The sequence below is a fragment of the Limosilactobacillus vaginalis DSM 5837 = ATCC 49540 genome (assembly GCF_000159435.1).
Lineage (GTDB): Bacteria > Bacillota > Bacilli > Lactobacillales > Lactobacillaceae > Limosilactobacillus > Limosilactobacillus vaginalis.
In genome coordinates this window covers 1-13795 of record NZ_GG693421.1, presented here as the reverse complement: position 1 = coordinate 13795, position 13795 = coordinate 1, and the positions used below count along the sequence as shown (strand labels likewise).

Annotated in this window: 14 protein-coding genes and 1 pseudogene; 11 read left to right on the top strand and 4 right to left on the bottom strand. The window is 39.0% G+C overall.

The genetic code is table 11. The features are described from left to right. Positions 1-220 precede the first annotated feature (220 nt). On the top strand, positions 221-1072 hold the full coding sequence (locus tag HMPREF0549_RS08790) for an alpha/beta hydrolase (RefSeq protein ID WP_040531928.1): 852 nt from the start codon (positions 221-223) through the stop codon (positions 1070-1072). Between the two features lie 23 nt (positions 1073-1095). On the opposite strand, the gene HMPREF0549_RS08785 is transcribed toward HMPREF0549_RS08790, so the two are convergent. Further along, positions 1096-1473, bottom strand: coding sequence for a PaaI family thioesterase (locus HMPREF0549_RS08785; RefSeq protein ID WP_003717943.1), 378 nt, complete (start codon positions 1471-1473; stop codon positions 1096-1098). Between the two features lie 32 nt (positions 1474-1505). Between HMPREF0549_RS08785 and menB the strand changes: the two genes are divergently transcribed. Both menB and HMPREF0549_RS08775 read left to right on the top strand, forming a co-directional pair. After that, positions 1506-2327: a 1,4-dihydroxy-2-naphthoyl-CoA synthase gene (menB, locus tag HMPREF0549_RS08780; protein WP_003717942.1), complete on the top strand. Its 822-nt coding sequence runs from the start codon at positions 1506-1508 to the stop codon at positions 2325-2327. A gap of 17 nt (positions 2328-2344) precedes the next feature. Further along, positions 2345-3769 carry an o-succinylbenzoate--CoA ligase gene (locus HMPREF0549_RS08775; RefSeq protein ID WP_003717941.1) on the top strand — a complete coding sequence of 475 codons (1425 nt, stop codon included), beginning with the start codon at positions 2345-2347 and terminating at the stop codon, positions 3767-3769. A gap of 220 nt (positions 3770-3989) precedes the next feature. Here HMPREF0549_RS08775 and HMPREF0549_RS08770 read toward each other — a convergent pair whose 3' ends face one another. Continuing rightward, a complete protein-coding gene (locus tag HMPREF0549_RS08770; protein WP_003717940.1) occupies positions 3990-5081 on the bottom strand; it encodes an FRG domain-containing protein in 1092 nt (363 codons plus the stop codon). Between the two features lie 165 nt (positions 5082-5246). On the opposite strand from HMPREF0549_RS08770, the gene HMPREF0549_RS08765 reads away from it, so the two are divergent. The 4 genes and pseudogenes from HMPREF0549_RS08765 to HMPREF0549_RS08755 all read left to right on the top strand — a co-directional run bounded on the left by HMPREF0549_RS08765 (position 5247) and on the right by HMPREF0549_RS08755 (position 7835). Continuing rightward, a complete protein-coding gene (locus HMPREF0549_RS08765; protein WP_040531926.1) occupies positions 5247-6602 on the top strand; it encodes an APC family permease in 1356 nt (451 codons plus the stop codon). A 71-nt stretch (positions 6603-6673) separates the two neighbouring features. Further along, positions 6674-6778, top strand: a pseudogene (locus HMPREF0549_RS10180) (SDR family NAD(P)-dependent oxidoreductase); the annotation flags it as partial. 188 nt (positions 6779-6966) lie between these two features. Then, positions 6967-7404, top strand: a complete 438-nt coding sequence (locus HMPREF0549_RS08760) for an OsmC family protein (protein WP_003717938.1) — start codon at positions 6967-6969, stop codon at positions 7402-7404. 17 nt (positions 7405-7421) lie between these two features. After that, positions 7422-7835, top strand: coding sequence for an OsmC family protein (locus tag HMPREF0549_RS08755; RefSeq protein WP_003717937.1), 414 nt, complete (start codon positions 7422-7424; stop codon positions 7833-7835). Positions 7836-7902: 67 nt separating this feature from the next. Here the strand turns inward: HMPREF0549_RS08755 and HMPREF0549_RS08750 are convergent, their stop codons facing one another. Beyond that, entirely contained in the window at positions 7903-8178 is a 276-nt protein-coding gene (locus HMPREF0549_RS08750; protein WP_003717936.1) for a hypothetical protein, read from the bottom strand. 206 nt (positions 8179-8384) lie between these two features. On the opposite strand from HMPREF0549_RS08750, the gene HMPREF0549_RS08745 reads away from it, so the two are divergent. The 4 genes from HMPREF0549_RS08745 (at position 8385) to HMPREF0549_RS08730 (ending at position 12423) form a co-directional block, all read left to right on the top strand. Further along, entirely contained in the window at positions 8385-9353 is a 969-nt protein-coding gene (locus tag HMPREF0549_RS08745; RefSeq protein WP_003717935.1) for a DUF3114 domain-containing protein, read from the top strand. 83 nt (positions 9354-9436) lie between these two features. Further along, positions 9437-10480: a hypothetical protein gene (locus HMPREF0549_RS08740; protein ID WP_003717934.1), complete on the top strand. Its 1044-nt coding sequence runs from the start codon at positions 9437-9439 to the stop codon at positions 10478-10480. A 123-nt stretch (positions 10481-10603) separates the two neighbouring features. After that, positions 10604-12142, top strand: coding sequence for a multicopper oxidase family protein (locus tag HMPREF0549_RS08735; protein WP_003717933.1), 1539 nt, complete (start codon positions 10604-10606; stop codon positions 12140-12142). A 71-nt stretch (positions 12143-12213) separates the two neighbouring features. Continuing rightward, positions 12214-12423: a hypothetical protein gene (locus tag HMPREF0549_RS08730; protein WP_003717932.1), complete on the top strand. Its 210-nt coding sequence runs from the start codon at positions 12214-12216 to the stop codon at positions 12421-12423. 74 nt (positions 12424-12497) lie between these two features. Here HMPREF0549_RS08730 and HMPREF0549_RS08725 read toward each other — a convergent pair whose 3' ends face one another. Then, a complete protein-coding gene (locus HMPREF0549_RS08725) occupies positions 12498-13337 on the bottom strand; it encodes a metallophosphoesterase (protein WP_040531931.1) in 840 nt (279 codons plus the stop codon). Between the last annotated feature and the right edge of the window lie 458 nt (positions 13338-13795).

The following is a 13795-nucleotide window of genomic DNA, read 5'->3' as shown; positions in this document are numbered from 1 at the left end:
AAAGATTAACAATCAACTATTTTACTATATTAAGTAGAGAAAATATACTAGGTGCTGTACTTGTGAACAAGGAATCATAGTTTTAGTAGATATTTACTATTATGAACCTACTCTTTTTATTTTTAACTTTTACTAAAAAACACCTTAGTTTATCAATAGTAAATTATTTGTTACAATCAAAACGGCTGAGAGATTTTGCATCAAAGGAGTTATGACTGAAATGAAGAAAACAATTGATGTTAAGACAGTTCGTGATGGTTTATGGATGGATACGAATGTTACTTACGCTCAAGTACCAGGCTGGCTGGGTAATACTACCCGGGATCTTAAATTAACAGTTATTCGTCATTTTCAGAATGATAGTGATAAACGTTATCCGGTAATTTTCTGGTTCGCTGGTGGTGGCTGGATGGATACTGATAATAATGTTCACTTACCTAACCTTGTTGATTTTGCCCACGATGGTTATATTTTAGTGGGGGTTGAATACCGTGATAGTAATAAGGTTCAGTTCCCAGGACAATTAGAAGATGCCAAAGCTGCTATTCGCTACGTTCGGGCTAATGCAGATCGTTATCAAGCTGACCCAGATCGCTTTGTTGCAATGGGCGAATCTGCCGGTGGTCATATGGTTAGTATGCTTGGTGTTACTAACGGTCACCGAGAATTCGATAAGGGTGATCATCTTGATGTTTCAAGTGATGTTCAGGTTGTTGTTCCATTCTATGGAGTAGTTGATCCCCTGACAGCTAAGGAGGGGAGCGCTACTGATGACTTTGATTTTGTTTATCGCAACTTATTAGGTGCAGAACCTGAAGACGCGCCAGAACTCGATCGGGCAGCTAATCCACTATCGTATATTGATCAACAAACTGTACCATTCTTAATTCTCCACGGAACTAAGGATATGGTGGTTCCGCTAAAAGATAGTGAGCAACTCTATGATAAGTTAATCGAAAATCAAGTGCCTGCTGATATGTATATTCTTAACGGTGCTGGTCATATGGATGCTCAATTCCTACAACCGCAAGTATTTGAAATCATTAAGAATTTTTTAGCAAAGCATTTATAAAATAAAATTAGCGTTAGGAATAACTAACTATCTAGAGTGGTATTTAGTAGGGAAACGGTGCTATTGCTAGTAATTTGATCATCATTAAAGGTTTGAACTTGCCAAGTCTGGATCCTTCGACCCAATTTCAATGGGGTAGCAACGGCCTTAAGGACCCCTGTTTTAACGGTACGTAGATGGTGAGTATTAATGTCGATCCCTGTTGCTACTTGGTGACGATCATTGTTAGTTAGCCAAGCATTGGCCCCTAGAGAAGCAGCTGTTTCGGATAGAATGGCGTTGATTCCGCCATGAACAATGCCAAAGGGCTGCTTTATTTGATCAGTGACATTGATACTAATGATTACTTGGTTAGCAGTTACCGTTTGAATTTTAATTCCTAAGTATTGTAGTAGATTCATAATATTCACCTCATATTGGAAGGAAGTTTAAAATGACAAGTGTAGATTGGAAAAATGTTAAAGATTATTCGGAAATTATTTTTGAACGAGCTGGAAAGATTGCAAAGATTACCATGAATCGGCCCAAGAAAATGAATGCCTTTACGCCAGTAACAATTCAAGAAATGATTGATGCTTTTACGATCTGTCGTGATGATAGCACAATTGGCGTGATTATCCTAACTGGAGCGGGTGATAAGGCATTCTCTTCTGGCGGTGACCAGGGAGTTCGTGGAAACGGTGGATATGTTGGTCCAGATCATATTGCTCGCTTAAATGTTTTGGATCTTCAGCATCTCATTCGAATTATTCCTAAACCAGTAATTGCAATGGTTAAAGGATGGTCCGTTGGCGGTGGTAATATTTTGCAATTAGTTTGCGACTTGACAATTGCTGCTGACAATGCAAAATTTGGCCAAACTGGTCCAAAAGTTGGGAGCTTTGATGCTGGTTATGGTTCTGGTTACTTAGCTCGAGTAATTGGTCATAAACGAGCTAAAGAAGTTTGGTTTTTAAACCACTTTTACTCAGCTGAGGAAGCTTACCAAATGAACTGGATTAACAAGGTTGTACCATTGGATCAGGTTGAATCAGTTACCCTTGATTGGTGTAATGAAATTCTAAAAAAATCACCAACTGCATTGCGCTTTATCAAAGCAGCAATGAATGCTGATACGGATGGCCTAGCTGGTCTTCAGCAGCTTGGTGGAGATGCTACGATGCTTTTCTACACGACTGATGAAGGAAAAGAAGGTCGCGATGCGTTCAATCAAAAACGGGATCCAAACTTTGACCAATTTCCAAAATTTCCTTAAGCTGGTGATGTTACAAGATGAAAACGCAAAATTGGTTGCTTAAACAATCGAGTACTCAACCCGATAAGGTAGCAATTACCGATGGACAAAAACAATTAACCTTTAGCGAGCTACGAGACGTTGTCGCTGCTAATATTGGGCGATTAAATCAGTTAAAGCCTGGTAAATTTGTAGGAATTTTGACAGATAATACACTGATTGGGTATGAAATAGCGATGACGGTGCTGGCGAGTGGAAGGACGATCGTTTGGTTAAATTGGCGACTGGCTAAAGATGAATTGGACCGCCAAATGGCAGACAGCCGATTAACTTGTTGCTTAGTGGCTGATTCACTAGTTCGTCCTACAATGGATAAACGATTCACGAGCTTTGAACATTTCCTGCAATTACCAGCACAAGATGGTCAATTAGTTCCCGAGTTCGACTTCGGGCAAGTTGCCAGCATTATGTATACGTCTGGAACGACTGGGAATCCTAAAGGGGTTTTACAAACATTTGGCAATCACTTTTATTCAGCGGTTTCGTCTGCACTTAATTTGGGCTTAGGATCAAATGATGAATGGCTCTGTGTAGCTCCGATTTTTCATATAAGTGGCTTTTCAATTTTAATGCGGGGATTAATCTACGGTATTACCGTGCGTCTAGCTAAAAAGTTTTCCGAAGCGACAATTGAAAAAATTCTAGTAAACGAACCAGTAACGATCATGTCAGTTGTACCATTTATGCTGCAAAAACTGCTTGAACAGCGTAAAAATAGTCAATGTCATTATAACAAGTATTTTCGTTGTATGTTACTTGGTGGAGGAACAACTGATATGGCAACGTTAAAGCAATGTGCTAAGCTTCAAATTCCTGTTGTTCAGTGTTATGGAATGACGGAGACCTGTTCACAAATTGTTGCGTTGCGAGCACAGGATGCGTTAAGAAAACTTGGTTCTGTTGGGCAACCACTTTTTATGAATCAGATACGGTTAGCACCAGAAAATAACGAAATTCTTCTAAAATCACCTGCATTAACTCCTGGTTATCTTAACCAGCCAGGAAGATTAGAGTGTAAAATGACGGCTGGCTGGTATCATACTGGTGATGTTGGTCGCTTGGATAATGAAGGTTATCTTTATGTTGACGGTCGGTTAGACGAGATGTTCATTTCAGGCGGAGAAAATATTTTTCCCCAAGAAGTCGAGCAGGTTTATCAACAATATCCAGGAATTAAGCAAGTTGCGGTTGTGGGTCAAAATGATCCTAAGTGGGGTGCAGTACCAGTCGCGTTTATTGTTACTGATAGTGAACCAGATATTGAGGATCTAATTCACTTTGGCTATCAGCACCTGGCTAATTTTAAGGTTCCGCGGCGCTACATTCGAGTTGCAAAGTTACCAACGAATGCTAGTGGGAAAATAAAACATTATTTATTACGACAACGAGTTAATAAAAAATAGTTGTTTTTCAACTAGTATGGATGAATAGATAGCAATGCCACTCACAAGAATGTGGGTGGTATCTTTTTTATACAAATAGATAATCAGTAAAGCGTATACCTAAAGTAAGTAGGAGCACGACCAAAAATTGATAATGGCAATTCAGTCACATTGCCAATTTAAAAACCTAAGCTTATCCACGATAACTAATTTCATTGTGGACTAAGCTTAGGTTCTTCTTTTAAAGGCCAAGGTACTTTGCCTTAATCATTTCTGCTTTTTTAGCGTGATCTTCGGGATAGATGAAGCTGTAATCAATCCCTAATTTAGCTAACTCATCAAGAATTGAGCGTTTATACTTTGCTGGGATGATATATTTTTCTTTTTCAGCCGGATTTTCAGCATTATAGAGACTAAGAATGTCGATTGCTAACTGGGCACGACGTTCGACTTCTGAATAATCAATATTAATTGTTGGATCATATTCTTCACCAATAAAGGGAACAAAGAGGAAAAGGCCTTGTTGGTTTTCCATTCGCCGACTCATCCGTTTAATTGTTACGATTTTGGGGACAATTAATTCTAGGGGATTCAACTTGTTGGCAAAGCTTGGAATATCCCGCTTGGCTTCTTCAAACAATCGCAGGAATGGTAAAGTTTGCAGATCACGCTTGAATTCCGCAAAGTAATCAGAATCTTGATCATCAAAGTAACTGTCATAACTATGGCTCCATAGTTTGTGCTGCTGTCCAATGTAATCATTATCCAGTTTGTAGAAATTCTTAATTGATTGGAAAAAGGCGGCTTTATCAGCTAACGATTGTCGAGCGAGAGAAGATTCAAGCTGCATTTCATTACTAAAGGCGTTTTTCTTAAAGTAATTGTGGCTGGTTAGCTTATTCTTGCTTTTATATTCGGCAATTAGATTTTGCCATCCCCGCTGTTCCAACATTTCAGCCAGCTTATCAGGGTTAGGTTCATCCTTATAAACATAAACTTCACCATTTCCTTGTCCGCCCTTTACTGCAAAGAACAGGGCAATTAAGGGATTTGAACTGACATCTAATAACCTGGTAGGGAGATGGTAGTGTTCCATTAAGGCTAACCGTTCAAAATTAGTTCGGCATTTTTCAAAAAGCTGGGGATCCGTCATCAAGAAGTCATTGAATAGGTTATCCTCGTTGTCAAGAAGCTTTCGGCTCCGAAAAATGGCTGGCAGGGTATTGCAAAATGCGTCATCTTGCCCACGAAAATAATAGTTATGGTGCTTATTATTAATTAACTTTTCAATTTCTTCAATATAATTAGAAACAGTCTGGATATTGTGGATCACTAGGCTAACCTCCCTTGTATCCTTAAAAGACTCATTTAAGCAAATTTTAGTCTAGCTTAGTAAGAAATACCAGTGGGAGTTTAGAATGTCAGGGGATAAGTTACCATTTCCTAAAAAAACGACTACAATATAAATTAAGTTATTTTTTAGTTATGAGGGGTTACTATCGCTAGTCAAAAGTCAATTCCTAAAAAACTTTCATTTATTTCAATTTACTTTTTAGGAATTAATGGGGTCATTGGTTCAGGAACATTCTTACTTCCGTCAGTGATTTATCGTTACATGAACTTATCGGCAGTCGTAGTTCTTCTTTGTACTGCTGTTACGGTGTCTTTAATTGCTTTGTGTTATGCCGATATGTCAAGTCGGTTTACCGGATCTGGAGCAGCGTGGCTATATTCTTACCATGCCTTTGGTCGCTTTACGGGTTATGAATTAGGGATCTTTACCTGGTTCTTGGGGTGTTGCACACTTTCGGCAGAAATTGTTGCATTATTAACAACTCTCAAAAGTTTCTTACCAATATTTAAGAACCCCGTTGCTTACGGTATCGGGGCAGTTGGTTTAATTCTTCTTTTTGCCCTGATTAACTTCTACGGTCGAAGTATTGTGAAGGTGGTCAATAACGTTTCGGCAGCTGCCAAGATCTTGACACTGATTATCTTTATCGTGGTTGGGGTGTTCTTTATTCACAAGGCTAACTTTACGCCAATAATTCCCCAGGCAGCACTTAAAGAACCCATGCCGTTCTTCCACCATTTTGGAGAAGCGTTCACACCAATTTTCTACTTATTTACTGGCTTCTCCTTCTTGCCAATTGCTGCTCAGCAGATGAATAATCCTGAGAAAAACATTCCTCGGGTACTGATCGCCGTAATGGTTAGTGTTACGATTTTGGATGCTCTGATGATGGCGGTTGCTGTTGGCCTTGCTGGGACAAAGTTAGGCGGTTATTCAACCCCATTAGCAAATGCCCTTGGGACCGCAATTGGTAAGTGGGGCTATTCAATTATTATCTTTGGGATGCTAGTAAGTATCTTTGGAGTGGCTTTTTCCGCTTCATTTAACACCCCGTCGTTAATTGCGTCACTGGATGGGATGTTACCAAAATTTGTTGGAAAAAAGAATCGTCACGATGCACCGTGGGTTGGAATTGTGCTTACTTCGGTTCTTTCAGCACTATTTTCGACTCAGAGTTACCTCTTTTTGGTTAGCTGTACGGTTTTGGCTTCGTTTATTCAGTATGTTCCAACGATTCTTGCCGTTGTTAAATTTGAACATACTAATCAGTACCCGACACACGGGTTTAAACTACCTGGAAAGTATCTAATTCCCGGGTTGGCATTACTGGTTTCATGCTACATGGTCACTAACTTTACATCGAAGACCCTGCTGCTGGGAACAGTGATTGCAGTTCTTGCGGCAGTGGCTTACTTCTTTATTAAGGGAGACCGGAAATATGAAGAAAAGCATGAAAAATGGCTGAAAGAACTTCAGGCTGAAGGGCAAAAATTGAAGTGAAACTAATTAAAACATTTTTCAATAGTAATTTTGCTTGTAAAAAGTAAGCAATAAGATATAATTAATCAATACAAGAAGTTGGTCGCTTTACCGCTTTTGTTGCTAGTCCGTATTCATCTTCCTTCTCTGGTGAAGCATTGCGACTAGATGGCGGATTAGTCCCAACTATTTTCTAAAACAATAATGAGTGGTATTAAAAAGATTCGTGATTGGTTTTAACCAGTTACGAATCTTTTTTTGGTAGTTCAATTAATACTTGTTCCTTTTCTCAAGAATTCTTTAGTTCCTCAACAGTTTTTGAAAACGTTTTCCACAAGGAGGAAGAAACCTATGATAAAGGTAACAAACTAAGGGAGGGTAATCAATGGAATACTATAACGCAACTGCACGGAAAACTAAGCAGGGACTTCAAGTAGATACTCATTCTCATGGTGTACATTATTTAATTGATGAACCTAAAAATGCTGGTGGAACTAATACGGGGATGAACCCGGTTGAATTAGAACTTAGTACTTTGGGTGCTTCTTTGCAAGCTACCGCAAAGCAACTAGCTGCAGATGAAGGATTTCAATACGACCAAATGGTAATCGATCTTGAAGGGGATCTCGATCCTCGTGGGTTTATGGGGAATCCAGATGTGCGGAATGGCCTTCAAGAAATTCGAATTAACTATCAGGTTAAGACTACTGCTTCTGCGGAAGAGTGCGCAAAATTTATGCAACAGGTTGAACAGCAATCACCGATTATGGATAACTTGCGTAATGGAGTCAAAATAGTTGTTGGACAAGTGACTACAAAGTAGAAAGCTGGTGGAAAGCGATGACAACGTATAAGGCAAGTGTTACTAGTACTGGAGAAGCAAATGTTTACCAAGCACAAGTTCGTGATTTCAAAATTAAGTATGACTTAACAGGAAGAAAAAACGGGTATAAAGAAGGATTAGATCCTAAAGAAGCATTGTTATGTGCCCTTGGTGCTTGTGAGTCAATTGTTGCTGGGTCGTTTTATCGAAAGCAGCATTTTACATACCGTTCCTTCTACTTGGTATTAAACGGGACTATTAATGATGATCGTCCAGGATTCGATGAGATAAAAATGGATGCTCATTTTGATACAGATGAGTCGAAAGAAAGTACAGAAAAGTTTGTCGAATTTATGGAGAATACCTGTCCAGTTCGTGATAATTTAGTAAATACCGTTCCAATTAAGAGTCAAGTAACGATTATTAAATAAGAAATAAAGAATCCAACTTTCGTTTTTTGCTGAACGTTGGATTCTTTATTTTTCTTCAATATTAAAATTAATCTTTAAAGACGTCTTCTAGCTTTCCTGATAATGAAATCTTATCAAGGCCGTTAGTTAATTCATAATGATCATCATCAACCTTGCTGTCACGGTAGCCGGCACGTGAGAAAGCAGCAACTAGCTTGGTCATGAATTTTTGCCCTGATTGAGCTGATTCGTAAATCATGTTATCAATGTACATTGGCAAATCAGGACTCTTACGAACTAGAGTAATTGAGTAAACCTGTTGGTCGGTTTTGCTAATTTCTGAAGTATTTTGCATTAGTGACATTCTAATCCCCTCCTGTAGTTAATTATACTTTATATCTTTTAATAGCCAACATAAAAGTACCAATTACTGAGAAGAAATTTAAGAAACCGAAACCGGTTAGCTAATCAAAAATACTTAATATTATTAATTATTTAAAGGAATTGGTTACATAATCTTCTTATTTTAGTGCTAAATTTAAACCACTTTAAGAAGGGACGGTGAAACTGATGACTGAAAAGCTAAATCAGTTAATAAGAATCTTAGATCTGGATATTTCACCTAAACAGCGATTAAAGATGGTGCTTGATGATGAGTTTGCTGTCTCGGTAGATCAAAATGAATTTCTCCAAATTGCTCCCGCTTATTTAGGATTAAAGATTTCTCCGCGATCACCGTTTTTTGTTAAATTTCGCCAACTAGTAATGGATGCTTACCCGACTTCTCGTGGATTGAAAGAAGATGAACTCGGGAGAAAACTCCACCTTTTTCGGAGTTACCTTGACTTGTTTTATTTGAATTATATTCATCAGTACCCCGGTCAAAACGATTTTCAGCGATTATTAAATTTTGCTCACAGACAAAAAATACAATTAGACTACGAGACAGCTAGTAATTATCACAACCGAACCAGAAATGGTGCCTGTTATCCTCATAATATGAAGGTTCAACTAATGCGTAATTCTTGGCGGCTTCGTAATAATCCCGCACGAATGGTTGAATTTATTATTAATATTGATCGAGGCGAGTTTATTAGTGAGTGGAATACATATAAGCTAACTGAAAATGGTGAAGTTGATAGTGATCTAACGCATTACTCAATTGAAGAGTTAGGGGAAGTTGCGAATACTGAATCGTTTAACTATGGGATTCCGCATGGCGGTTATTACGTTTACCCGCGTTTTCAACGAACCCACCAATTCTTAGATGTTCAACAGCCACGCGACAATTTGGTTCGTCAACGGGCAAAGAAAATTTATCGGGCGCCAAAGGGATATCATAACGGTGGGCAGTTTGCCGACTTAATCAAATCAGGCGGAGTTAAAGATGCGAAAGCTTGGCAGCGGATTCCGCATGATTTTCGCGCAGAAGTATATCAATCATTTGTTAAACATTTAGTAAGTTCAGGAATGCCTAATTGGGGAATCAATTATTATCTAAGCTCAACGATGCGGTATCGGCAGTACTCTGTGATTTAGGGAACAATTATTTGCCAACCAATTATGATTTATCAAAAAAAGCGTTGTATACTAATGCTAAATCTTAATTGGAGGGGTAACCAATGAAAACGCAAAGTATTAGTAAGCTGATGATTGCTGGGCTTGCATTGCTGTTAGCAGGTTGTGGTAGTCAGCAGGCCAGTCAGGTTAAGGATTCCTCTTCTTCCAGCAGTAGCAGTTTGTTGGTAGCAAAGAGTAACGAAAAGGTCAGCACTGATAATCTTTCACCACAACAAGCAGTAAGTCTGATTGCAACCTATGCCGGGAACAAGTACGGTAACGATTGGGCAAGCATGGCAAAGAAAGCCCAAAAGCAGGGCCTTCAAGTTAACCTATACCCAACCAGTAAATATAAGTTAAGCGATAATGGACAAGGAGTTGCCTATGATGTAACAGCTGGTGGCAAATCAACCGGGTTAGTTTATACCATTAATAAGGACAACACTGTTAATATTTACCAGAACGTTAAAGAGGGGAAACTCAGTCATAAACTAGCAACAATTAGTAAGCAGGACATGGCTTCATACGTTAATCGCCAGGGTCAAGCAAAGCTAGTAGGTGATTTAGCTAAGAATGCCCAAGTAATTGATAAGCAATCCGGCAGTCAATCAAGCTCAACTAGCAGCTCGACAACTACTGGTCACCAATATGGTCGTCAAGGAGTAGTTACCGTTCCAGCAGAAATGCAAGGAACTTGGTACAGCTCAGACTATGGTTCAAACAGTAAGATTACATTTGGCAAGAACACAATCCTGGGTGAAGACGGTCAGCAATACCACCTTTACAAGCAGGACCCAAACTTTCTCGCTGGGGATACTCCTAGTACCAGTGTCCAAAACGCAACCCGGTACTGGTCAAGTGCTCACTTTGTGGATGTTCACGGCTTGCACTTCCTTAATATTCGTGGTTGGTGCCAAACTGCTGGGGATGGTTCATCGTATGCAATTCATACTGAAACCGTTAACGGTAAGCAAGTCAAAGTTCTTGTGGTTGCTGAAGGAGCTGAATACTGGACATCAGGCGTTTACTACCAGAATCCACAGCTGGCTAAGCAACAAGCAGACAAGAAATTTGATGATCTTCACTACATGGAAGACGATAATTAATTAGTTTAGAAGCAATCTTCGGGACGGTTCCTGAGATTGCTTTTTTATTATTGAAATTAAAATAGTCAAGTTTGACTGGGAGAACTATAATAAGACTGAATAAAGTCATTGGAGGGATTATCGATGAGTGAACCAAAAGTGATCAATCATTATTTTTATGATGAAGCGGCATATGACTACCATGACGGTGGTTACGTCCCGCTTGAAGAACCGCAGACACCAGGAAAGCCGTTAAATATTCCGGAAATTTTGAAACCCGATCAGGAAACAGCAACTGATATGTACTACACAATCGTTGCCCAAACGGGTGAAGTCCAATTGATGCCGGGAGAAAAGACTAAGACGTGGGGATATAACGCACCGCTTTTAGGAAAAACGGTGGTATTTAAGAAGGGGAAGACAATTCACCTTCATTTGGTTAATCATTTACCAGAAGTTACCACTTTTCACTGGCATGGGTTAGCAATTCCAGGTCCAATTGAGGATGGGGGATGCCATGCACCAGTGTACCCAGGTGAAAGTCGTGACGTTGCTTTTAAGATTGACCAGCCGGCTGCCTTTGTTTGGCTCCATGCGCATCCGTGTCCATCAACCGCTGAGCAAGTCTGGCATGGGCTTGCTGTTGGAGCAATTGTTCAAGATGACCACGAAAGCAGCCTTCCATTGCCACGGAACTACGGGGTTGATGATATTCCGGTTATTTTACAAGACCGGCGATTCCATGAGAATAATCAATGGAATTACCGTGAAGACTATGATCCAGATGGTGTTGCCGGACCAACGCCAATGATTAATGGAACAATCAATCCGTACTTTGACGTTACAACACAGAAGGTTCGGTTACGGTTCTTGGATGGAGCCAACCGTCGGGAATTCCGGCTGCATTTCAGTGATGATCTTGAATTTACGCAAATTGCTGGTGATTTAAGCCTACTTCCTCATCCAGTGAAAATGACGAAGCTCCTAATTACCTGTGCAGAACGGCAAGAAATCATTGTTGATTTTGGTAAATATAAGCCAGGGGATGTCGTAACGCTTTACTCTGATGATGTTCCGCTATTACGTTTCCGGATTCATGAATTTCAGCCGGATACTACTGTACTTCCCGAAACATTATTTGAAACACCAGATCCAGCTGTTGATAAGGATCTTCCTGTTCACCATGTTACCCTTGATGGGATGGACGAAGCCGTTGCAATGAATGGCAAGAAGTTTAAGATGGACCGGATTGACTATAAGATGCCAATGGGAAAGGTTCAACTATGGGATATTTGCAACACTAATCCAGCACCGGGGATGATTCATCCTTACCACATGCACGGGACAGCATTTAAAGTTGTTTCTCGGAATGGTCACGCTCCATATCCAAATGAGTTGGGACTAAAGGATACAGTTGCCATTAATCCTGGTGAACATGTAGTTATTAAAGTTTGGTTCCATGTTTCCGGAGTCTTTATGTATCACTGCCACATTATTGAACATGAAGATGGTGGAATGATGGCCCAACTTCAGGTAATTGATCCAGCAAACCCTGATAAGAAGTATCATTTAATGAACCATATGACGTTGATGAAGGCCTTTGCTGAGGAGCGACACGTTCCAATGGATCAACTATGGCTCGGTGGAATGGATTCATACAAAAAGATGGGCGAAGAAATGTAGAAAAAAGTGTAAAAAGATCGTTCACTTTTTAAAAAGAAGACTACAATAGGGAGTGAAAGGAAGCATTAATCATGAATATTGATCAAGATGCTCTTAAGAACTTCCAAGCAAGTAAGTTCGATTTTGTAGATGCAAAGGGTAATGATGTTGACTTTAACAATCTGAGTGAAGATGTTAAGTACACCCTTCGTGATGGTGAAACTGTTGTTCAAGATGACATGACTGCTAAGGATGTTGTCGACACAATCAATGATGAATATGGAAAGACTATTAATGTCTGATCCCTATTCACAAAACAAAAGTATTAATTAAACGCCAATTTCAGGTAGCAGATCTGAAATTGGCGTTTTGAGTATTATGGGAGATTGATTACGCGGGTTGTAGTCAACCATTGATCATAGAGATTATCTTTTTGCCACTCATTAATTCGCTTATTGCTAACCCCGACTGACTGGTTTAAGTATGTTACACCGTGACGAGTGAGCGGGGGATGAATTCCGTGAAGGTGGCCGTAAAAAACGTAACGAACAATATTTGAATCTTCGAGGAGATTGCCGAGACGGTCGCTACCCATCATGGCGTTTACCATTTGATAAAAACGTTCTCTTCGGGGTGTGTTAACCTCTTTAGGCTTAGCCGCAAGCAATTCCTGGCGGGGAGCAAAGTGGGTAAGAAAAAGAACAGATTTATTATTATCCTTTGCTAAATCTAATTGATATTTGACCTGTGCAATAACCGTGGCCATTCTTTCTTGATCTGAGATTGGCTGATCAATAGAACTATCGAGCCAGTAAACGTTCTTCCACGTCTGAACCTTTTTTAATTGATCGTGATAAGTTGAAAAAGAATAATCATACCAGCCATTATTTCCAATTATTCGCCAGTCGCTATTTGGAAGATCAATAAATTGATTATGAATATAGGATAGGAAATGAGAATGTTCTGCTTCACTAAAGCTGAGATTGTTTAACATATCATGGTTGCCAAGGATATAGGCAATTCTTGTGTTTGTCGTTAATTGCTGTAATTGCTCGAAATAGGCTTTTGTTTTGGAAAAATCATTAAAAAGATCTCCAGCATATAGGTAGTAATCAAGGTGATTCGTGTTAAGCCAGTGTGCTTGAAATTCTAATGCGTCGCTGATATTTACCTTATTGACATCTAGGTGGTTATCACTACTGATTGCAATTTTAATTTCTATCATCTCCTTTCCCAATATTCAAAGTAACTTTGACTGCTATCATTACAGAATCAAATTAGAACGTCAATTTTTTAGGATTATTTTTAATTTGCTCTTGCAAAATAGGAAGGAAACCTATATAGTATTTAACTGTTGTCTTTTGAAATTAGCAAGTTCAAATTGGCTATACCAATTTAATTGCTTTAATTATATTGCTTTTTCGTTCTAAAAAATAATATGAAAAAAATATCATATTATATTGACAGATTCGTTGGGAGCAAGTATAATAATATTGCTGGTTGAGATGAATTAATGAAATTTGTTGTTGACCAGTTTGATGAAAGATGATATATTATAAAAGTTGTCTGTTGAGACTGATTGATGAATTAATTTGAAAATTATCTAAATTAATCATTGACGGCTTGAATGACATCTGATATAATTAAATTGTTAGTCAGCGCTTATAATTGACT

What these genes read in the sequence shown, in the direction of transcription:
- menB (WP_003717942.1), top strand. Translation starts at nt 1,506, where the DNA reads ATGACAAGTGTAGATTGGAAAAATGTTAAAGATTATTCGGAAATTATT.
- HMPREF0549_RS08790 (WP_040531928.1), top strand. Translation starts at nt 221, where the DNA reads ATGAAGAAAACAATTGATGTTAAGACAGTTCGTGATGGTTTATGGATG.
- HMPREF0549_RS08740 (WP_003717934.1), top strand. Translation starts at nt 9,437, where the DNA reads ATGAAAACGCAAAGTATTAGTAAGCTGATGATTGCTGGGCTTGCATTG.
- HMPREF0549_RS08750 (WP_003717936.1), bottom strand. Translation starts at nt 8,178, where the DNA reads ATGTCACTAATGCAAAATACTTCAGAAATTAGCAAAACCGACCAACAG.
- HMPREF0549_RS08745 (WP_003717935.1), top strand. Translation starts at nt 8,385, where the DNA reads ATGACTGAAAAGCTAAATCAGTTAATAAGAATCTTAGATCTGGATATT.
- HMPREF0549_RS08735 (WP_003717933.1), top strand. Translation starts at nt 10,604, where the DNA reads ATGAGTGAACCAAAAGTGATCAATCATTATTTTTATGATGAAGCGGCA.
- HMPREF0549_RS08755 (WP_003717937.1), top strand. Translation starts at nt 7,422, where the DNA reads ATGACAACGTATAAGGCAAGTGTTACTAGTACTGGAGAAGCAAATGTT.
- HMPREF0549_RS08775 (WP_003717941.1), top strand. Translation starts at nt 2,345, where the DNA reads ATGAAAACGCAAAATTGGTTGCTTAAACAATCGAGTACTCAACCCGAT.
- HMPREF0549_RS08730 (WP_003717932.1), top strand. Translation starts at nt 12,214, where the DNA reads ATGAATATTGATCAAGATGCTCTTAAGAACTTCCAAGCAAGTAAGTTC.
- HMPREF0549_RS08785 (WP_003717943.1), bottom strand. Translation starts at nt 1,473, where the DNA reads ATGAATCTACTACAATACTTAGGAATTAAAATTCAAACGGTAACTGCT.
- HMPREF0549_RS08760 (WP_003717938.1), top strand. Translation starts at nt 6,967, where the DNA reads ATGGAATACTATAACGCAACTGCACGGAAAACTAAGCAGGGACTTCAA.